This is a genomic window from Pseudomonas koreensis, assembly GCF_024169245.1.
Lineage (GTDB): Bacteria > Pseudomonadota > Gammaproteobacteria > Pseudomonadales > Pseudomonadaceae > Aquipseudomonas > Aquipseudomonas koreensis_F.
This window is the reverse complement of the sequence record NZ_JALJWP010000001.1, coordinates 3,083,825-3,104,296: the sequence shown is the minus strand read 5'-3', so window position 1 is coordinate 3,104,296 and position 20,472 is coordinate 3,083,825. Positions and strand designations below refer to the sequence as shown.

At 58.9% G+C, this 20,472-nt stretch carries 17 protein-coding genes; 5 read left to right on the top strand and 12 right to left on the bottom strand.

Annotation, left to right across the window (positions count from 1 at the left end; genetic code table 11):
* Window positions 1–21: 21 nt before the first annotated feature.
* The 6 genes from odhB to sdhC all read right to left on the bottom strand — a co-directional run bounded on the left by odhB (window position 22) and on the right by sdhC (window position 7,601).
* Window positions 22–1,245: a 2-oxoglutarate dehydrogenase complex dihydrolipoyllysine-residue succinyltransferase gene (gene odhB, locus J2Y90_RS13945; RefSeq protein ID WP_253500473.1), complete on the bottom strand. Its 1,224-nt coding sequence runs from the start codon at window positions 1,243–1,245 to the stop codon at window positions 22–24.
* 44 nt (window positions 1,246–1,289) lie between these two features.
* On the bottom strand, window positions 1,290–4,121 hold the full coding sequence (locus J2Y90_RS13940) for a 2-oxoglutarate dehydrogenase E1 component (RefSeq protein WP_123418772.1): 2,832 nt from the start codon (window positions 4,119–4,121) through the stop codon (window positions 1,290–1,292).
* Between the two features lie 251 nt (window positions 4,122–4,372).
* A complete protein-coding gene (locus tag J2Y90_RS13935) occupies window positions 4,373–5,077 on the bottom strand; it encodes a succinate dehydrogenase iron-sulfur subunit (RefSeq protein WP_016773675.1) in 705 nt (234 codons plus the stop codon).
* Window positions 5,078–5,088: 11 nt separating this feature from the next.
* Window positions 5,089–6,861 carry a succinate dehydrogenase flavoprotein subunit gene (sdhA, locus tag J2Y90_RS13930; RefSeq protein WP_042607585.1) on the bottom strand — a complete coding sequence of 591 codons (1,773 nt, stop codon included), beginning with the start codon at window positions 6,859–6,861 and terminating at the stop codon, window positions 5,089–5,091.
* Window positions 6,862–6,864: 3 nt separating this feature from the next.
* Window positions 6,865–7,233, bottom strand: a complete 369-nt coding sequence (gene sdhD, locus J2Y90_RS13925; RefSeq protein WP_008049683.1) for a succinate dehydrogenase, hydrophobic membrane anchor protein — start codon at window positions 7,231–7,233, stop codon at window positions 6,865–6,867.
* On the bottom strand, window positions 7,227–7,601 hold the full coding sequence (gene sdhC, locus J2Y90_RS13920) for a succinate dehydrogenase, cytochrome b556 subunit (RefSeq protein ID WP_016773673.1): 375 nt from the start codon (window positions 7,599–7,601) through the stop codon (window positions 7,227–7,229). Before sdhC ends, sdhD begins: the two co-directional genes overlap by 7 nt.
* Window positions 7,602–7,964: 363 nt before the next feature.
* Here sdhC and gltA point away from each other — a divergent pair, with 363 nt between their 5' ends.
* Entirely contained in the window at window positions 7,965–9,254 is a 1,290-nt protein-coding gene (gltA, locus tag J2Y90_RS13915; protein ID WP_217863979.1) for a citrate synthase, read from the top strand.
* Between the two features lie 1,046 nt (window positions 9,255–10,300).
* Here gltA and J2Y90_RS13910 read toward each other — a convergent pair.
* The 3 genes from J2Y90_RS13910 to J2Y90_RS13900 form a co-directional block, all read right to left on the bottom strand.
* Window positions 10,301–11,959: a cation acetate symporter gene (locus J2Y90_RS13910; RefSeq protein ID WP_133340650.1), complete on the bottom strand. Its 1,659-nt coding sequence runs from the start codon at window positions 11,957–11,959 to the stop codon at window positions 10,301–10,303.
* Window positions 11,956–12,267, bottom strand: coding sequence for a DUF485 domain-containing protein (locus J2Y90_RS13905; protein WP_253500472.1), 312 nt, complete (start codon window positions 12,265–12,267; stop codon window positions 11,956–11,958). Before J2Y90_RS13905 ends, J2Y90_RS13910 begins: the two co-directional genes overlap by 4 nt.
* A 241-nt stretch (window positions 12,268–12,508) precedes the next feature.
* Window positions 12,509–13,360, bottom strand: coding sequence for a glycine betaine ABC transporter substrate-binding protein (locus J2Y90_RS13900; protein WP_253500471.1), 852 nt, complete (start codon window positions 13,358–13,360; stop codon window positions 12,509–12,511).
* 297 nt (window positions 13,361–13,657) lie between these two features.
* Here J2Y90_RS13900 and J2Y90_RS13895 point away from each other — a divergent pair, with 297 nt between their 5' ends.
* A complete protein-coding gene (locus tag J2Y90_RS13895) occupies window positions 13,658–15,253 on the top strand; it encodes a beta (1-6) glucans synthase (protein ID WP_253500470.1) in 1,596 nt (531 codons plus the stop codon).
* 97 nt (window positions 15,254–15,350) lie between these two features.
* On the opposite strand, the gene J2Y90_RS13890 is transcribed toward J2Y90_RS13895, so the two are convergent.
* A complete protein-coding gene (locus J2Y90_RS13890; protein ID WP_253500469.1) occupies window positions 15,351–15,719 on the bottom strand; it encodes a hypothetical protein in 369 nt (122 codons plus the stop codon).
* A 224-nt stretch (window positions 15,720–15,943) separates the two neighbouring features.
* Between J2Y90_RS13890 and J2Y90_RS13885 the strand changes: the two genes are divergently transcribed.
* Together J2Y90_RS13885 and J2Y90_RS13880 are read left to right on the top strand one after the other, a co-directional pair.
* Complete coding sequence (locus tag J2Y90_RS13885) at window positions 15,944–17,242, top strand: serine/threonine protein kinase (RefSeq protein WP_253500468.1); 1,299 nt, start codon at window positions 15,944–15,946, stop codon at window positions 17,240–17,242.
* Window positions 17,235–18,023: an MlaA family lipoprotein gene (locus tag J2Y90_RS13880; protein ID WP_024012144.1), complete on the top strand. Its 789-nt coding sequence runs from the start codon at window positions 17,235–17,237 to the stop codon at window positions 18,021–18,023. Before J2Y90_RS13885 ends, J2Y90_RS13880 begins: the two co-directional genes overlap by 8 nt.
* A gap of 176 nt (window positions 18,024–18,199) precedes the next feature.
* Here J2Y90_RS13880 and J2Y90_RS13875 read toward each other — a convergent pair whose 3' ends face one another.
* Window positions 18,200–19,114 (bottom strand): DUF808 domain-containing protein, encoded by a 915-nt coding sequence (locus J2Y90_RS13875; protein WP_253500467.1) that lies wholly within the window; start codon window positions 19,112–19,114, stop codon window positions 18,200–18,202.
* Window positions 19,115–19,249: 135 nt separating this feature from the next.
* Between J2Y90_RS13875 and J2Y90_RS13870 the strand changes: the two genes are divergently transcribed.
* Window positions 19,250–19,855, top strand: coding sequence for a TetR/AcrR family transcriptional regulator (locus tag J2Y90_RS13870; RefSeq protein WP_042607576.1), 606 nt, complete (start codon window positions 19,250–19,252; stop codon window positions 19,853–19,855).
* A gap of 58 nt (window positions 19,856–19,913) precedes the next feature.
* Here J2Y90_RS13870 and J2Y90_RS13865 read toward each other — a convergent pair whose 3' ends face one another.
* On the bottom strand, window positions 19,914–20,426 hold the full coding sequence (locus tag J2Y90_RS13865) for an REP-associated tyrosine transposase (RefSeq protein ID WP_253500466.1): 513 nt from the start codon (window positions 20,424–20,426) through the stop codon (window positions 19,914–19,916).
* Between the last annotated feature and the right edge of the window lie 46 nt (window positions 20,427–20,472).

Genomic DNA, 20,472 nt, shown 5'->3' with positions numbered 1-20,472 from the left:
CTGAAAGCTTGCAGCTGCTTTTTAGATATCCAGCAACAGACGAGCCGGATCTTCCAGCAGGTTCTTGATGGTCACCAGGAAGGTCACAGCTTCTTTGCCATCGATCAGACGGTGATCGTAGGACAGTGCCAGGTACATCATCGGACGGATCACGACCTGACCGTTGATGGCCATTGGACGCTGGATGATGTTGTGCATGCCCAGAATCGCTGCCTGCGGCGGGTTGACGATTGGCGTCGACATCATCGAACCGAAGGTACCACCGTTGGTGATGGTGAAGGTACCACCGGTCATCTCGTCCATCGACAGTTTGCCGTCACGGGCTTTCTTGCCGAATGTTGCGATGCCGCCTTCGATTTCAGCCAGGCTCATCAGCTCGGCGTTACGCAGAACCGGTACCACCAGGCCACGGTCGCTGGAAACGGCAACGCCGATATCCGCGTAGCCGTGGTAAACGATGTCGCCGCCGTCGATCGACGCGTTGACCGCCGGGAAGCGTTTCAGCGCTTCGGTGGCCGCTTTGACGAAGAACGACATGAAGCCCAGACGTACGCCGTTGTGCGACTTCTCGAACAGGTCCTTGTACTTCGAACGCAGAGCCATGACTTCGGTCATGTCGACTTCGTTGAAAGTGGTCAGCATCGCCATGTTCGACTGAGCTTCAACCAGACGCTTGGCCACGGTGGCACGAACGCGGGTCATCGGTACGCGCTTCTCGATGCGGTCGCCAGCAGCGAACACAGGAGCGGCAGCCGAAGGAGCAGCAGCCTTGGCAGGCGCGGCAGCCGGAGCGGCTTTCTTCGCAGCAACAGCTGCAACCACGTCTTCCTTGGTCACACGACCACCCTTGCCGGTGCCGGCAACGGAAGCGATGTTGATGCCGTTTTCTTCAGCCAGTTTGCGTGCAGCCGGAGCAGCGATCGGGTCATCTTCGCCATCAGCAGCGGCCGGTGCGGCAACGGCAGTAGCAGCCGGAGCAGCAGCGGCCGGAGCAGCGGCAGCAGCGCCGCCCTCTTCGATCGAGCCCAGGACCTGGTTCGACAGAACGGTAGCGCCCTCTTCGGCAACGATTGCGCCCAGTACGCCGTCCGCTTCAGCCAACACTTCGAGCACGACCTTGTCGGTTTCGATGTCGACGATCAGGTCGTCACGCTTGACGGCCTCACCTGGTTTCTTGTGCCAGGTGGCAACGGTGCCATCGGCAACCGATTCCGGGAATGACGGGGCTTTGATTTCGATAGCCATTATCTGTGGGTCCTTAAAATTCGGTTTCAGTCAGCGCGAAGGCGTTAAACAGTGAAAGCATCTTGCAGCAGTTTTTCCTGCTGCTCGGCGTGCATCGATGCATAACCACAAGCTGGGGCAGCCGACGCCTCACGGCCCGCGTACTCAAGTACGAGAGTCCTGTCGAGGTTGGCGATGCTGCGACGCAAGTGATGCTGGCTGCAGTACCAGGCACCCTGGTTCATCGGCTCTTCCTGACACCAGACGGCATGTTTGACGTTGGTGTACGGAGCCAGGACTTCTTTCAAGTCGTCCTCAGGGAACGGATACAGCTGCTCGATACGCACGATGGCGATATCTTCGCGGCCTTCGGCACGGCGTTTTTCCAGCAGGTCGTAGTAGACCTTGCCGCTGCACAGAACCACACGCTCGACCTTTTTCGGGTCCAGTGCGTCGATTTCCGGGATCACGGTCTGGAACGAACCTTCAGCCAGATCTTCCAGCGTCGAGATGGCCAGCTTGTGGCGCAGCAGCGACTTCGGCGTCAATACGACCAGCGGCTTGCGCAGCGGACGGATCACCTGACGACGCAGCAAGTGGTAGATCTGCGCTGGCGTGGTCGGCATGCACACCTGAATGTTGTGCTCGGCGCACAGCTGCAGGTAACGCTCAAGACGCGCCGAGCTGTGCTCAGGGCCCTGGCCTTCGTAGCCGTGTGGCAGCAACATGGTCAGACCGCAGAGACGGCCCCACTTGTGCTCGCCGCTGGTGATGAACTGGTCGATCACGACCTGTGCACCGTTGGCGAAGTCGCCGAACTGGGCTTCCCAGATCACCAGCGCGTTTGGCGTGGTGGTCGAGTAACCGTATTCGAATGCCAGTACCGCCTCTTCCGAAAGGAACGAGTCGTACAGGTCGAAACGTGGCTGACCGTCGTACAGGTTCTGCAGCGGAATATAGGTGCCCGCGTCTTTTTGGTTGTGCAGCACAGCGTGACGGTGCGAGAACGTACCGCGGCCGATGTCCTGACCGGTCATGCGAATCGGGTGACCTTCGAATGCCAGGGTCGCGTACGCCATGGTTTCAGCGTAACCCCAGTTGATCGGCAGGCCGCCGGCTTGCATCTTCTGACGGTCTTCATAGATCTTCGCGACCTGACGCTGAACCACGAAGCCTTCCGGAATTTCCAGCAGCTTGGCGGACAGCTCTTGCAGGGTCTTCAGATCGAAACGCGTGTCGTGACGCGCAGTCCAGGCGTGGCCCAGATATGGACGCCAGTCGACGAACAGCTCTTTGTTCGGCTCTTTGACCAGCGATTTCACCACGTGCAGACCGTTGTCCAGCGCGTTGCGGTATTCGTCGACCTTGGCCTGAACACGTTCAGCGTCGAGCACACCGGCCTGGGTCAGGCGCTCAGCGTACAGCTCACGCGTGGTGCGCTGTTTGGTGATCTGCTGATACATCAGTGGCTGGGTGCCGCTCGGCTCGTCGGCCTCGTTGTGGCCGCGACGACGGTAGCAGACCAGATCGATCACCACGTCACGCTTGAACTGCATGCGGTAGTCGATGGCCAGCTGGGTCACGAACAGCACGGCTTCCGGATCATCACCATTAACATGGAGGATCGGCGCCTGGATCATCTTGGCAACGTCGGTGGCGTACTCGGTGGAACGCGAGTCCAGCGGGTTGCTGATGGTGAAACCAACCTGGTTGTTGATCACGATGTGCACGGTACCGCCGGTCTTGAAACCGCGGGTCTGCGACATCTGGAAGGTTTCCATGACCACGCCCTGACCGGCGAATGCCGCGTCACCGTGGATGGAGATCGGCAGGACTTTCTCGCCGGTCAGGTCGTTGCGACGGTCCTGACGAGCGCGCACCGAACCTTCGACCACCGGGGAAACGATTTCCAGGTGGGACGGGTTGAACGCCATGGCCAGGTGAACTTCACCGCCGGTGGTCATCACGTTGGACGAGAAGCCCTGGTGATATTTGACGTCACCGGAACCGAGCTCGACCTTCTTCTTGCCTTCGAACTCGTCGAACAGCTCGCGCGGGTTCTTGCCGAAGGTGTTGACCAGCACGTTCAGACGGCCACGGTGGGCCATGCCGATGACGACTTCCTTGGTACCGTACGAGCCGGAACGCTGGATCAGTTCGTCGAGCATCGGAATCAGGCTTTCGCCGCCTTCCAGACCGAAACGCTTGGTGCCCGGATATTTGGTGCCCAGGTATTTTTCCAGGCCTTCACCGGCAGTCACGCGTTCAAGCAGGTGGCTCTTGATGTCGGCGGAGTACGTCGGACGGCCACGCACGCTTTCCAGACGCTGCTGGAACCACTGGCGCTGCTCGGAATCGGTGATGTGCGTGAATTCAGCGCCGATGGTGCGGCAATATGTCTGCTGCAACGCTTCGTGAATTTCGCGTAGGCTCGCTTCCTCTTTGCCGATGAACAGGTCGCCGGCACGGAACGTCGTATCAAGATCGGCATTGGTCAAGCCGTAATGATTGATCGACAGGTCTGCAGGTGCAGGACGCTGCCACAGTCCCAGCGGGTCAAGCTGGGCTGCCTGGTGGCCACGCATACGGTAGGCCTGGATCAATCGCAGCACTTCAACTTGCTTCTTCTCGTGCTCACTGCTCACGCTGCCGGCGGAAACCGGTTGGGCGCGGCGCTGGTTCTTTGCCAGCAGCACGAAATGATCGCGAATCGTCGAGTGCGAAACATCAGTGGCAGAGTTGCCGTCGGCGGGCAACTTCTGAAAGTAGGTGCGCCACTCTTCTGGCACAGCGTTAGGGTCGTGCAGGTAGAGCTCATAAAGCTCTTCCACATAGGCAGCGTTTCCACCTGAAAGGTAGGCGCTGTTCCACATGCGCTGCATCACGCTTTCTTGCATGCTTGGTCACCCTCGGTTAGGGGAACACCATCGGTGTCGACACCGAGCAAACTTGCAGAAGTCCGAATGCAGCGACTAAAACAAGCCACCTAGGATCACACTGATAGTCCGGGTACCAGCCCGGATGCCCCTGCTTGTCTCATTTCTTCAAAAGAAGAGCTGCAGCTTATGGCTACGACTCTGGTTATAGCCATGACGCGGGTTGAAGCCCGCGCCACAGCCTCTACGGTGCAACGGTTACAGCAGCTGAATCACACGCCGCTCGAGAGCAGCATGTTACGGATGTGACCGATGGCCTTAGTCGGGTTCAGGCCTTTCGGACATACGTTGACGCAGTTCATGATGCCCCGGCAGCGGAAAACGCTGAACGGGTCGTCAAGTGAAGCCAGACGTTCGCTGGTCTTGGTGTCGCGGCTGTCTGCCAGGAAGCGGTAGGCTTGCAGCAGCGCAGCAGGACCGAGGAACTTGTCCGGGTTCCACCAGAAGGACGGGCAGGAGGTCGAGCAGCAGGCGCACAGGATGCACTCGTACAGACCGTCGAGCTTTTCGCGCTCTTCTGGCGACTGCAGACGCTCGATGGCCGGAGCCGGCGTGTCGTTCTGCAGGTAAGGCTTCACCTTCTCGTATTGCTTGTAGAAGATGCTCATATCGACGACCAGGTCACGGATAACCGGCAAACCTGGCAGCGGACGAACGATCAGCTTGTTACCTTTTACAACAGCGGACAGCGGCGTGATGCATGCCAGACCGTTCTTGCCGTTGATGTTCATGCCGTCGGAGCCGCAGACGCCTTCACGGCAGGAGCGACGATAGGAGAACCCTTCGTCCTGCTCTTTGATCAGGGCCAGCACGTCCAGCACCATCAGGTCTTTACCACCGGTATCGACCTGGAAATCCTGCATGAACGGCGCAGCGTCCTGATCAGGGTTGTAGCGATAAACACTGACTTGCAACATGGCGGTCACCCTTAATAAGTCCGGACTTTAGGTTCGAAAGTCGGAACAGTCTTCGGCGAGAAGTTCACGGCACGCTTGGTGACGCGCTTGTCACCCGGGAAGTACAGGGTGTGGCACAGCCAGTTTTCGTCGTCACGGTCTTCGAAGTCTTCACGGGCGTGAGCGCCGCGGGACTCTTTACGTACTTCGGCCGCGATGGCGGTAGCTTCAGCCACTTCCAGCAGGTTCTGCAGTTCCAGCGCTTCGATACGTGCAGTGTTGAACGCCTGCGACTTATCGTTGATCTTCACGTTGGCGATGCGAGCACGCAGGTCAGCGAGCTGAGCGATGCCCTTCTGCATGTATTCGCCGGTACGGAACACACCGAAGTAGTTCTGCATGCAGCTTTGCAGCTCGCGACGCAGGGTGGCAACGTCTTCACCGTCGGTACGGTTGTTCAGCGCGTTCAGGCGCGACAGTGCAGCTTCGATGTCGGACTCGGTAGCGTCGTCGTATTCGATGCCATCGGTCAACGCCTTTTCCAGGTGCAGGCCGGCAGCGCGACCGAATACCACCAGGTCGAGCAGCGAGTTGCCGCCCAGACGGTTCGCACCGTGTACCGATACGCAAGCCACTTCGCCTACTGCGAACAGGCCAGGAATGATCTGGTCCTGACCTTCGGCATTCTGGGTGATCGCCTGGCCATGAATGTTGGTGGCAACGCCGCCCATCATGTAGTGGCAGGTCGGAACAACCGGCACCGGCGCAACTACCGGGTCGACGTGGGCGAAAGTCTTCGACAGTTCGCAGATGCCTGGCAGACGGCTGTGCAGCACTTCCTCGCCCAGGTGGTCGAGTTTGAGCATTACGTGGTCGCCATTCGGACCGCAACCGTTGCCAGCGATGATTTCCTTGACCATCGAACGGGCAACCACGTCACGACCAGCCAGGTCTTTCGCGTTCGGAGCATAACGCTCCATGAAACGCTCGCCGTGCTTGTTGATCAGGTAACCACCTTCACCACGGCAACCTTCTGTAACCAGTACACCGGCGCCGGCAATGCCGGTCGGGTGGAACTGCCACATTTCGATGTCTTGTACCGGCACGCCAGCACGCAGAGCCATACCGACGCCGTCACCGGTGTTGATCAGGGCGTTGGTGGTGGATGCGTAGATACGACCTGCACCGCCAGTCGCCAGAACGGTGGCCTTGGCACGGATGTAGGAGGTTTCGCCGGTTTCGATGCAGATCGCGATCACACCAACGAATTCGCCTTCCTGGTTTTTCACCAGATCAACAGCGTAGTACTCGTTGAGGAACGTGGTGCCGGCTTTCAGGTTGCCCTGATAAAGGGTGTGCAGCAGCGCGTGACCGGTACGGTCGGACGCAGCGCAGGTTCGTGCAGCCTGACCGCCCTTGCCGTAGTCCTTGGACTGGCCACCGAACGGACGCTGATAGATGCGGCCTTGCTCGGTACGCGAGAACGGCAGACCCATGTGGTCCAGCTCGAACACGGCAGCCGGGCCTTCCTGACACATGTATTCGATAGCGTCCTGGTCACCGATGTAGTCGGAACCCTTGACGGTATCGTACATGTGCCAGCGCCAGTCATCGTTCGGGTCGGCAGAGGCGATGGCGCAAGTGATGCCACCCTGAGCGGAAACAGTGTGCGAACGGGTCGGGAAAACCTTGGTGATCACCGCAGTCTTGTGACCGCCCTGTGCCAGCTGCAGCGCAGCGCGCATGCCGGCACCGCCACCACCAATAATGATGGCGTCGAAAGAAATCGTTGGAATGTTAGCCATGAATCAGATACCCCAGAGAATCTGCACACCCCAGACGAAGTAAGCGAACATCGCAACGCCGCATACTGCCTGGAAAAGGAAACGTATCGCCGTTGCGGACTTGCCGAACGCCATCGGCGTCAGGTAGTCGGTCGCGATGGTCCACATGCCGACCCAGGCGTGAGCGCCGAGAGCAACAAGGGCCAGCAGGCTGAAAATACGCATTCCGTTGTGAGCGAACAGTTCATGCCACTGGGCATACTCGAGGCCAGGGTTGGCGACGATGTATCCGATCAGGAAGATGAAGTAAGCCGCGAGAACGACCGCAGACACACGCTGTGCCATCCAGTCATAGAGGCCCGAACGCGACAGGTTAGTGACGTTAGTTACCATATCCAGACTCCTGCCAGAACGATTACCACCACGGAAACGGCGATAACGATTTTCGAGCCCAGCTTGCCGCCTTCCAGCGTCTCACCGATGCCCATGTCCATGATCAAGTGGCGCACACCGGCTACCAGGTGATACAGCAGAGCGGACAGGATGCCCCAAATCACTAGCTTGGCTAGCGGACTGGTCAGACACGCTTTCACCTGACCGAAGCCTTCCTCGGAGCTCAGCGACTTGTCCAATGCGTAAAGCATGATGGCAAGGCACACGAAGAGGATGACACCGGAGATACGGTGAAGAATGGACGTGTAAGCAGTGACTGGGAGTTTGATGGTCCTTAGGTCTAGGTTTACAGGTCGTTGGCTTTTCACGGCTTTTTTTTCACACTGAAGAGCCCCTAACAATCAGGGCAAAGTTGTTGGGGAGTGCACTGGTCAGGTAACCACCACCCAGGGATGCGACCCCCAATGAAAGCAAGCCCAAAAGCCCTTGGCGGTCGGTGGCCGAGTATAGACAGTTAGGCTACTAATGACAACGCGTTCACCTACCCCCAATAGCGGATTGCACAAGTTGCATAAAAGGCGTAAATGGCAGGCAATTTCGAGGAAAAAGTCGGCTTAAAGCCTTCTGGAGCAAGACTTTAGGCAAATTGACATTCGAATTTATCTCACTATAGTGGTGCGGGCCCTGCGTGGGGGGTCTGTCTGATGGTTCAAGCATAAATAGGAGGCCACATGGCTGACAAAAAAGCGCAGTTGATCATCGAGGGCGCAGCCCCCGTCGAGCTGCCCATTTTAACCGGCACCGTTGGTCCCGATGTAATCGATGTTCGGGGCCTGACGGCCACGGGCCGCTTCACTTTCGACCCGGGTTTCATGTCGACCGCTTCGTGCGAATCGAAAATCACCTATATCGACGGCGACAACGGCATTCTGTTGCACCGCGGCTACCCGATCGAACAGCTGGCTGAACAGTCGGACTACCTGGAAACCTGCTACCTGCTGCTCAACGGCGAATTGCCGACTGCAGAACAGAAGGCCCAGTTCGTCAGCACCGTGAAAAACCACACCATGGTTCACGAGCAGCTGAAAACTTTCTTCAACGGCTTCCGTCGCGACGCCCACCCGATGGCCGTCATGTGCGGTGTAGTCGGCGCCCTCTCGGCCTTCTACCACGACTCGCTGGACATCAATAACCCGCAGCATCGCGAAATTTCCGCGATCCGTCTGGTTGCGAAGATGCCGACCCTGGCAGCGATGGTTTACAAGTACTCCATGGGCCAACCCATGATGTACCCGCGCAACGACCTGACGTACGCGGAAAACTTCCTGCACATGATGTTCAACACCCCGTGCGAGATCAAACCGATCAGCCCGGTGCTCGCCAAGGCCATGGACCGGATCTTCATCCTCCACGCCGACCACGAGCAGAACGCTTCGACCTCCACCGTGCGTCTGGCCGGCTCTTCGGGTGCCAACCCGTTCGCCTGTATCGCCGCCGGTATTGCCGCACTGTGGGGCCCTGCCCACGGCGGTGCGAACGAAGCCGTGCTGACCATGCTCGACGAGATTGGCGATGTGTCGAACATCGACAAGTTCATCGCCAAGGCCAAGGACAAGAACGATCCGTTCAAGTTGATGGGCTTCGGCCACCGCGTCTACAAGAACCGCGACCCTCGCGCGACTGTCATGAAGCAGACCTGCGACGAAGTGTTGAAGGAACTGGGCATCAACAACGATCCGCAACTCGAACTGGCCATGCGCCTGGAAGAGATCGCCCTGACCGACCCGTACTTCATCGAGCGCTCACTGTACCCGAACGTCGATTTCTACTCGGGGATCATCCTCAAGGCGATCGGCATTCCGACCAGCATGTTCACTGTGATCTTCGCTCTGGCGCGTACTGTCGGCTGGATTTCGCACTGGAAGGAAATGCTCTCGAGCCCTTACAAGATTGGCCGTCCGCGCCAGCTGTACACGGGTTACGAGTCGCGTGACATTACCAAGCTGGAAGATCGCAAATAAGGGTTTTGCTTTTTTGTGATGGGTTAGTGGTGTGTCAGGAACGGCCTCTTATATAGAGGCCGTTTTTGTTGGTGGTCTCAGCGGCCTTCGGGCCGACTGGTTTCTGGGTTTTGGGGGCATATCCGTTGCTGCGGGTGCTGCCGCTGGCGGTTTCGCTCTTACAGCGAGTCACCTTTTCCAAACGCCGAAAGGTAACCCAAAAGGCTTTGCCCCGGCGTACGGCCCGCTCGCTGGGGCTCGGGGTACCTTCGTTACGGGATCGATCCGGGCGCAGCGTCTCCGGTTTGCTGCGCTGCACCTCCTCCCGCTGTGTACGACTGCGTCGTACGGTCGCTGCGCTCCCCCCCCGGATCGATCCCGTAACGAAGCCTGCCGAAGGGGCAAAAGATCAAGAGCCGAAGCAAAGCAAAAGCCAGATCAAGAGCCAGATCAAAAGATCGCAGCCTTCGGCAGCTCCTACAGTTGGATCGCGTGAATTCGATAGAAATTGGTTGCCTCGCAGATCGCCATCGCGAGCAGGCTCACTCCTACAAGGGGGCGGTGTACATCAGGAAAAATCAGGTCGGCTGTCAGGCCGCCTTCGCGAGCTCGCTCCCACAGAACAGCAAAGCAGCGCAGCTGCCCGCGGCGAAGCCGCACCACTCAACAATGAGCGTTAGCTCGAGTGCTCTTGATCTTGATCCACAGGCGACGTCGGAAGGCTGAGTGGAGGGATTGATCCGGGCGTGGGAGCGCAGCGACCGTTTGGCGTAGCCAAACACAGCGAGAGGAGGTGCAGCGAAGCAAACCGGAGGCGCTGCGCCAGGATCGATCCCGCAGCGAAGGAACCCGAGCCTGCGAGGGCCGAACGCAGGAGCTAGCGTTTTTTGCTTACTTTTTTAGGCGCTTGTAAAAAAGTGAGTCGCCGTCAGGGCGAAACCCTAAGCCGCCGTTACCGCAGCAACGGATATGCACACTACCCCATGGCAAAAGTCCGATAACCGCCCACAAAAAAACGCCCCGATCTCTCAACCAGGGCGCTTTTTTCAGATCGAACTCAAAGCAGATTAGTGCGAAACCGCCCCACTCGCCCCCAATCCAGTCTGCGAACGGACAAACTGCGGGAAGAACAGCGCCCGCTCGTTATCCGCAGCTGCCGACTTGTCAGTGATCGAGAAGAACCAGATCCCCACGAACGCAATGATCATCGAAAACAGCGCCGGATACTCGTAAGGGAAGATCGCCTTCTCGTGATGCAGAATCTGCACCCAGATGGTCGGGCCAAGGATCATCAGGCCAACAGCACTGACCAGACCCAGCCAGCCGCCAATCATCGCGCCACGGGTAGTCAGCTTCTTCCAGTACATCGAAAGCAGCAGCACAGGGAAGTTGCAGCTCGCCGCGATCGAGAACGCCAGGCCCACCATGAACGCAATGTTCTGGCTTTCGAACAGAATGCCCAGACCAATCGCCAGCACTGCCAGGGCGATGGTAGTGATCTTCGACACGCGAATCTCATCCTTCTCGTTGGCCTTGCCCTTCTTGATAACACTGGCGTACAGATCATGCGAGACCGCCGAAGCACCTGCCAGCGTCAGACCGGCTACCACCGCGAGAATGGTCGCGAACGCCACCGCCGAGATGAAGCCCAGGAAGATGCTGCCGCCGACCGCGTTGGCCAGGTGCACAGCCGCCATGTTGTTGCCGCCGAGCAAGGCGCCCGCTGCATCCTTGAAGGCCGGGTTGGTGCTGACCAGCAGGATCGCGCCGAAGCCGATGATGAAGGTCAGGATGTAGAAGTAGCCGATGAAGCCGGTAGCGTACAGCACGCTCTTGCGCGCTTCCTTGGCGTCACTCACGGTGAAGAAGCGCATCAGAATGTGCGGCAGGCCAGCGGTACCGAACATCAGCGCCAGACCCAGCGAGAACGCCGAGATCGGATCCTTGACCAGACCGCCCGGGCTCATGATCGCTTCACCCTTGGCGTGCACCTTGATCGCTTCGGAGAACAGCGTGTTGAAGTCGAAGCCGACGTGCTTCATCACCATCAGCGCCATGAACGAAGCACCGGACAGCAGCAAAACAGCCTTGATGATCTGCACCCAAGTGGTCGCGAGCATGCCGCCGAACAGCACGTACATGCACATCAGCACGCCCACCAGAATCACTGCAACGTGGTAATCGAGGCCGAACAGCAACTGGATCAGCTTGCCGGCACCGACCATTTGCGCGATCAGGTAGAACGCCACCACCACCAGCGAACCGCAGGCGGACAGGGTGCGAATCTGGGTTTGCCCGAGGCGGTAGGACGCCACGTCGGCAAAGGTGTATTTACCCAGGTTGCGCAGGCGCTCGGCGATCAGGAACAGAATGATCGGCCAGCCAACGAGGAAGCCGATCGAGTAGATCAGGCCATCGTAGCCGGAGGTGAACACCAGTGCGGAAATGCCCAGGAAGGACGCTGCCGACATGTAGTCGCCGGCAATTGCCAGGCCGTTCTGGAAACCGGTGATCTTGCCGCCTGCCGCATAGTAGTCGGCAGCCGAATTGTTTTTCTTCGAAGCCCAGTAGGTGATGTACAACGTCGCGCCGACGAAGGCCACGAACATCAGGATCGCCGGGATGTTCAGCGGTTGCTTGGCCACCGCACCGGTCAGGGCGTCAGCCGCCCAGGCGCCGGGTGCGAACGCGGCAATGCTCAGAAGAGCCAGTAGACGCCGGATCATTGCTGAGCCTCCTTGAGAATCGCATTGTTCAGGTCGTCGAACTCGCCATTGGCGCGGCGCACGTAGATGCCGGTCAGGACGAAGGCCGAAATGATCAGGCCGACACCGATCGGGATGCCCCAGGTGATCGAGGATTCAGGACTGATTTTCGCCCCGAGCACGTGTGGCCCGTATGCGATCAGCAGGATGAATGCGGAGTAGAGCCCAAGCATGATTGCCGAGAGAATCCAGGCGAATCGTTCCCTTTTCTGAACCAGCTCCTTGAATCGGGGACTGTTTTGAATCGAGAGGTAAATGCTGTCGTTCATTGTTTTTATCCTCGCAGCACAAATTATTGTTGGAACGTAGCTAATGTATGCGGCTGCGAGAGAGGTTCCAGACGACCTTAGTAGTAGATGGCCATGATGTTTTTGCCATTTTCCGGTACACACAAAACAACTGTAGGAGTGAGCCTGCTCGCGATGGCGTCGTATCAGTCAGTATTTCTATCAACTGACGGGACGCTATCGCGAGCAGGCTCACTCCTACAGGGGTGTGGGTGTGTTGAAATTATTTGGTCCAGTCAGCTACGCGATCCGGGTGTTTGGCCACCCAGTCCTTGGCCGCTGCATCAGGCTTGGCGCCGTCCTGAATCGCCAGCATGACCTCGCCGATTTCGTCTTTCGACGCCCACTGGAAGTTTTTCAGGAACTTGGCCACTTCCGGCGCCTTGGCTTCCAGGCCTTTACTACCGATGCTGTTGACGGTTTCAGCCTCGCCATATACGCCTTTCGGGTCGTCGAGGAAGCGCAGTTTCCACTTGGCGAACATCCAGTGCGGCACCCAACCGGTGACGGCGATGGATTCGTTTTTCTTCTCGGCACGGGTCAGCTCGGCAATCATGCCGGCGCCGGAACTGGCCTTGAGGCTGTACTTGTCCAGACCGTAATCCTTGATCGCCTGATCGGTCTTGAGCATCACGCCTGAACCGGCGTCGATGCCGACAATGCGGTTTTTGAAAGTGTCGTCGGTTTTCAGGTCTTCGATCGACTTGGCTTTGACGTACTCCGGCACGATCAGGCCGATTTTCGCATCCTTGAAGTTCGGGCCGTAATCGACGACCTGATCCTTGTTTTTCGTCCAGTAGTCACCGTGGGTCACGGGCAGCCACGCCGAGAGCATGGCGTCGAGTTTGCCGGTAGCCACGCCTTGCCACATGATCCCGGTGGCGACGGCTTGCAGCTTCACGTCGTAGCCGAGTTTCTGTTTGATCACTTCGGCCGCCACATGGGTGGTCGCGACGCTGTCGGACCAGCCGTCAACGTAACCGATGTTCAGGGTCTGTTTTTCAGCGTTGGCGAAAGTGGAACTCATCGCAAGCGCCAGAACGGCACCTGCGCCTAAAAGTCGTCGCATCTTCATCGTTTACTTCCCCGAAATGCTGCGCCCGACGGATGCCGGGCATCGTCAACGTATTGTTATGGTGCACAGCGCCCCCATCACGCCGGACCTCACACACCGAACATCAGCCGATTTTTCAAAAAGGGTACTGATGGTTTGATCATCAACCTCAACCGGCAGGCGACCTGCTCTGTCAGCGACCTCAAGGCAACGAGAAACGACATCAGAAAGCCATTAATCAAGCGAGATTAACTGGCGCCAGACAATCCGCCCGAACTTTGCATGTACAACGCCTGCAAGCCACCTGCCCTTCTGTAAATGCAGGTAACATGCGTCGCTTTGCAGCCACTCGGCCTGACCATGTCCGCGACGTCCCGATTTCCTTTTCTGCCCTATCTGTTCGCCTGCCTGTTCGGGCTGCTGGCCCTTGGCGGTTTCTGGTATGGCCTCGGCCAACCGGTGATCCTGCCGGACGCTGCAACGCCGACGCACAAGCTGCAATGCGCCTCGTACACGCCGTTCGACAAGGACCAGTCGCCGTTCGACGTGCCGTTCAAGTTGCGCCCGGAGCGCATGGACGCCGACCTTGCGTTGCTGGCGACGCGCTTTGAATGTATCCGCACTTATTCGATGACCGGCCTCGACGCTCTGCCCGATCTGGCGCGCAAGCACGGTCTGAAGTTGATGATCGGCGCCTGGGTCAACAGCAACCCCGTGGATACCGAGCAGGAAGTCGAGCTGCTGATCAAATCCGCCAACGCCAACCCCGATGTGGTGACGGCGGTGATCGTCGGTAACGAGGCGCTGCTGCGCAAAGAGGTCACCGGAGCGCAACTGGCGCGGCTGATCAACAAGGTCAAAAGCCAGGTCAAGCAACCGGTGACTTATGCCGACGTCTGGGAATTCTGGCTCAAGCACCCGGAAATCGCCCCGGCCGTGGATTTCCTGACCATTCACTTGCTGCCGTACTGGGAAGACGATCCGTCGAACATCGACGTGGCGCTGCGGCATGTCGCGGATGTGCGTCAGGTGTTCGGCAACAAATTCGCGCCCAAAGACGTGATGATTGGCGAAACCGGCTGGCCGAGCGAAGGCCGTCAGCGCGAAACCGCCGTGCCGAGCCGGGTCAACGAGGCGAAATTCATTCGTGGATTTGTGGCGATGGCCGAGCAGGAAGGCTGGCGCTACAACCTGATCGAAGCCTTCGATCAGCCATGGAAACGTGGCAGCGAAGGCGCGGTCGGCGGCTATTGGGGACTGTTCGATGCCGATCGCCAGGACAAGGGCGTGCTCGCCGGGCCGGTGAGCAATGTGCCGTACTGGAAAGAATGGCTGGCGGTCGGTGCCTTGATCTTCCTCGGCACGCTGATCCTTGGCGGTGGCGTTCGCAGCACACGTTCGGCGCTGCTGCTGCCGCTGCTCGGCGCCGTCGCTGCTTGCTCGATTGGCGCCTGGGGCGATCTGGCGCGGTTGACCACGCGCTTTGCCGGTGAATGGCTGTGGGTCGGTTTGCTGACCGGGTTGAATCTGCTGGTGCTCGCGCATGCCGCGCTGACGTTGAGCGCACGCAGCGGTTGGCGGTCAGGCGCATTCGATTTCCTTGAGCGTCGCGCCGGCCGGCTGGTCGCAGCGGCCGGTCTTGCCGCTGCGGTGATGATGCTGGAGATGGTCTTCGATCCGCGTTATCGCAGCTTTGCCAGCATGGCATTCGTGCTGCCAGCGCTGGTGTACCTTTGCCGCCCGGTGAGCGTGGCGCGTCGGGAAATCGCGTTGCTGACATTTATCGTCGGCGCGGGGATCGTGCCGCAGTTGTATCAGGAAGGATTGCAGAATCAGCAGGCGTGGGGGTGGGCGCTGGTCAGTGGCTTGATGATGGTGGCGTTGTGGCGCTGTCTGCGGGTTCGCAACGGCTGATTTTCAGCGAGGCTAAAGACCTCTTCGCGAGCAAGCTCGCTCCCACAGGAGAATGCATTCCAAATGTGGGAGCGAGGTTGCTCGCGAAGACTGATTGTCAGGCGCTGCGAGTCGCTCTGACCAGGCGCAACCCGGCAATCACCACCGCAAACACCGCCAACGTCGTGTTGTACAACGCCAGCGCCGGCAGCCCGAATACCAGCGCCAGCACCGCCAGCCACCACCCTGCCCGTCCCGGCACCACGAAAGCCAACAGCGCAACGCCCAGCGCCGCCCAGCCCAGCACCTTGAAATGAATCATCAGCCCGAGGTTCGACCGCACCACGCATTCCCAGCGACTGGCTTCGTCAACGCAGATGCCGACCCACTGTCCGTCTTCCATGAAGCCGTAACGCGCGGCATAACTGGCGGCCAGCCACAGCGGCAACAAAACGAGCAGCACAATCACGGGCAAGCGGTGGGACATGGAGCACTCCAATCTGCGGAAATCGGCGGCCAGCTTAATCTGCCGACCGGCATTCGCAAGCACTAACAACTGTTAACTGTTCAGCGAGCCCTTGCAACGTGTATCGTCCAGCTACTATTACCCCGAATTCCGCCTGTTTGGTGCCGCAGCATGGCACTTTGGCGCGTGGCCGGTGGTCATAGCCTGCGAACTTCAATCGACACCTTCCTCTAAGGGATCTAGTCATGCTCCGTTCCTTGCGCTTCGCCGCGCTGTTCAGCGGCCTTATCTTGAGTGCGTCCGCACTGGCGGTGGATATCGACGCCGCCAGCTATGGCTACCCGCTGACCAACCCGTTCGAGGCGACGATCGCCACGACACCACCGGACCTGCGTCCGGAGTTGCCGCTGGACGACGACATCAATCAAACGGACCGCAGCCTCACCCTGCGCCCGGAGCGTGAATTCGAACTGCCGGACAATTTCTGGGCGGTGAAGAAGCTCACTTATCGCATCGCCACTCAGGACAAACCGGCGCCGCTGATCTTCCTGATCGCCGGCACTGGCGCGCGCTTTGACAGCACGCTCAACGAATACCTGAAGAAGTTGTATTACAAAGCCGGCTATCACGTCGTGCAGTTGTCCTCGCCAACCAGCTTCGACTTCATCAGCGCCGCTTCGCGTTTCGCCACCCCGGGCGTGACCAAGGAAGACGCCGAAGACATGTATCGCGTGATGCAGGCAGTGCGGGCACAGAATCCGAAGCTGCCGGTCACCGAGTATTACCTGACCGGTTACAGCCTCGGCGCCCTCGATGCCGCGTTCGTCGCGCATCTGGACGAGACCCGCCGCAGCTTCAACTTCAAGAAAGTCCTGCTGCTGAACCCGCCGGTCAACCTGTACACCTCGGTGACCAACCTCGACAAACTGGTACAGACCGAGGTCAAGGGCATCAACAACAGCACCACGTTCTATGAACTGGTACTGACCAAGCTGACCCGCTACTTCCAGCAGAAAGGCTACATCGACCTCAACGATGCGCTGCTGTATGACTTCCAGCAATCCAAGCAGCACCTGACCAACGAACAGATGGCCATGCTGATCGGTACTTCGTTCCGCTTCTCGGCGGCCGACATTGCCTACACCTCGGACCTGGTCAACCGTCGCGGCCTGATCACCCCGCCGAAATTCCCGATCACCGAAGGCACCAGCCTCACGCCGTTCCTCAAGCGTGCGCTGCAATGCGATTTCGACTGCTATATCACCGAACAGGTTATTCCGATGTGGCGCGCGCGCACCGACGGCGGCAGCCTGCTGCAACTGATCGATCAGGTCAGCCTGTATGCGCTCAAGGATTACCTGCACGACAGCCCGAAAATCGCCGTGATGCATAACGCCGACGACGTGATCCTCGGCCCTGGCGACCTGGGCTTCCTGCGTAAAACCTTCGGTGATCGCCTGACCGTTTATCCACTGGGCGGCCACTGCGGCAACCTTAACTACCGCGTCAACAGCGACGCCATGCTGGAGTTCTTCCGTGGCTAAATATCTCCTGCTGATTGCAGCGTTCCTCTGTGCAGGCGTGGCCCAGGCCGACAACAGTAAAGCCGACGCACCGGTGGTGGTCGACAGCGACGGTTTCAAGGAACCGCTGACCAAACTCAAGTTCAACCCGGGCCTGGACCAGCGCGAATTCGAGCGTTCGACGCTCAACGCGCTGAACGTCTACGACCCGTTGGAATCGTGGAACCGCCGGGTCTACCACTTCAACTACCGTTTCGATCAGTGGGTGTTCCTGCCGGTGGTCGATGGCTATCGCTACATCACGCCAAGCTTTGTGCGTACCGGGGTGAGCAACTTCTTCAACAACATTGGTGACGTGCCGAACCTGGTCAACAGCCTGCTGCAGTTCAAGGGCCAGCGCTCGATGGAAACCACCGCGCGGCTGCTGCTCAACACCACGATCGGCATCGCCGGCCTGTGGGACCCGGCGACCGCCATGGGCCTGCCACGCCAGAACGAAGACTTCGGGCAGACCCTGGGCTTCTATGGCGTACCGGGCGGCGCGTACTTCGTACTGCCGATCTTCGGCCCGTCGAACATTCGCGACACCGCAGGTCTGGCCGTGGATTACACCGCCGACACCGCGATCAACTTCCTCAATGTCGCGGAAGTCAGCTCCAACCATCCGGAAGTCTGGGCACTGCGTGCGATCGACAAGCGCTACCAGACCAGCTTCCGCTACGGTCAGATGAACTCGCCGTTCGAGTACGAGAAAGTGCGTTACGTGTACACCGAAGCGCGCAAGTTGCAGATCGCCGAGTAATTTCGGCGGGCAAAAAAATGGGCCATTCGATGCGAGTCGAATGGCCCTTTTTCATGGCATCACACAGATCAAATTGTAGGAGTGAGCCTGCTCGCGATAGCGGTGTACCAGTCACCACCTGTCTGGCTGACAAACCGCTATCGCGAGCAGGCTCACTCCTACAGGGGGGACTGCGTTCAGCCTTTGATTGCGCGCCAGAGCTTGCCCACGACAATCACCACCGCCAACACCGCTGCGCCGGCAATAATCCCCGCGACACCATTGAGCAGCATCGGCACGGCAAACCCGGCGCTGCCCGCCGCTGCGCCAACACCTTCGATCCAGTGATGCAGCACCGGCACGCCATGGGTGAGGATGCCGCCGCCGACCAGGAACATCGCCGCCGTGCCGACCACCGACAGGGTTTTCATCATGTACGGCGCGGCACTGAGAATGCCGCCGCCGATCTTTTTCGCCATCTGCCCGGGTTTCTGCGTCAGCCACAGCCCCAGGTCGTCGAGTTTGACAATGCCCGCCACCAAACCGTAAACGCCGACGGTCATGACAATGGCGATGCCGGACATGACGACCACTTGCTGAGTCAGCGAGGCATCCGCCACGGTGCCAAGGGTGATGGCGATGATTTCTGCCGAGAGAATGAAGTCAGTGCGGATCGCGCCTTTGATCTTGTCCTTCTCGTACGCCACCAGATCGGTAGCCGGGTCGGCGACAGCCTCGGTCAGCTGTGCATGGCCGGCTTCGTCCTCCTCTTTGCTGTGCAGGAACTTGTGCGCGAGCTTTTCGAAACCCTCGAAGCACAGGTACGCACCGCCGACCATCAACAGCGGCGTCACCAGCCACGGCACGAAGGCGCTGATCGCCAGCGCCGACGGCACCAAAATCAGTTTATTGACGAACGAGCCCTTCGCCACCGCCCAGACCACGGGAATTTCCCGCTCGGCGCGCACGCCCGAGACCTGCTGTGCGTTGAGCGCCAAGTCGTCCCCGAGCACGCCGGCAGTCTTCTTGGCGGCCATTTTCGTCATCAATGCAACGTCATCCAGAACGGTGGCGATGTCATCGATCAGCACCAGCAAACTGCTTCCTGCCATGAATCCTGTTTCCTTCTGTGTATGAATGTTGCCAAGCATAACGCGACCGCCGGCCACAGGCTGCATTGTTGAGCGTCGCTCAAGGCCGGTGCTACCATGCGCCACCGCCAGAACAGGCAAGGAACCACCGGGTTTATGAGCACAATCCGCGAGCGTAACAAAGAACTGATCCTGCGCGCCGCCAGCGAAGAGTTTGCCGACAAGGGCTTTGCGGCGACCAAAACCAGCGACATCGCCGCCAAGGCGGGATTGCCCAAGCCCAACGTCTACTACTACTTCAAATCCAAGGAAAACCTCTACCGCGAGGTGCTGGAAAGCATCATCGAGCCGATTCTGCAGGCCTCGACCCCGTTCAACCCGGACGGTGTGCCGAGCGAGGTGCTGAGCGGCTACATCCGTTCGAAGATCCGCATCTCCCGCGACCTGCCCTACGCCTCCAAGGTGTTCGCCAGCGAAATCATGCACGGCGCCCCGCACCTGAGCGCCGACCTGGTCGAACAGCTCAACGCCCAGGCCAAGCACAACATCGCCTGCATCCAGAGCTGGATCGACCGCGGCCAGATCGCCCCGATCGATCCCAACCACCTGATGTTCAGCATCTGGGCCGCGACCCAGACCTACGCCGATTTCGACTGGCAGATTTCTGCGGTGACGGGGAAAGACAAGCTCGACGAAGCCGATTATGAAGCGGCGGCGCAGACGATTATCCGGTTGGTTTTAAAAGGGTGTGAGCCGGACTGAAAGACCGCAGCGACGCAATCGCGAGCAGGCTCACTCCTATAGTGGATATTTGGTGCTCTCAAATCACCTGTGGGAGCGAGCTTGCTCGCGAATGGAGCGACTCGGTCTGCCTATCAGCCCAGATCGCATGCCACAGCGGATAGTCGCTAATCCTTTGCACTAAACCTGCCCGCAACGGGTTAGCCACAACGTATCGAGCCATTTTTACCAAATCATCTTCCCGCCGCAGTGCGCGATCGTGAAACCCATGCTGCCAGAGGGTGCCTTTTCTACCCGCAGCCGTGTTCACAGCACGCGCGCTTAAGGACTTTGTCCTTTGCATCAGTTCACTCAAGGAACCCTGCTTCAAATCGATCAACCAGTGAAAGTGGTCGGGCATAACCACCCATGCCAACGAGTCGGCAAACCCCAGCTCCTCGGCGTTTCGAAATTGGTCACCGACTAACTTACCTAATGCAAAATCGCGGAAAACAGGTTCGCGATGAAGTGTGTTGGCGGTCAGTAGATATAAGCGGTTAGGTTCGTCGTAACGGCCAATGCGCAGGCGATGCGAGGCTGATAGTTTTGGCATTCCTTTGCCCCTTTCATGAGAACACCTGAAAGATTAGATCCAAAGC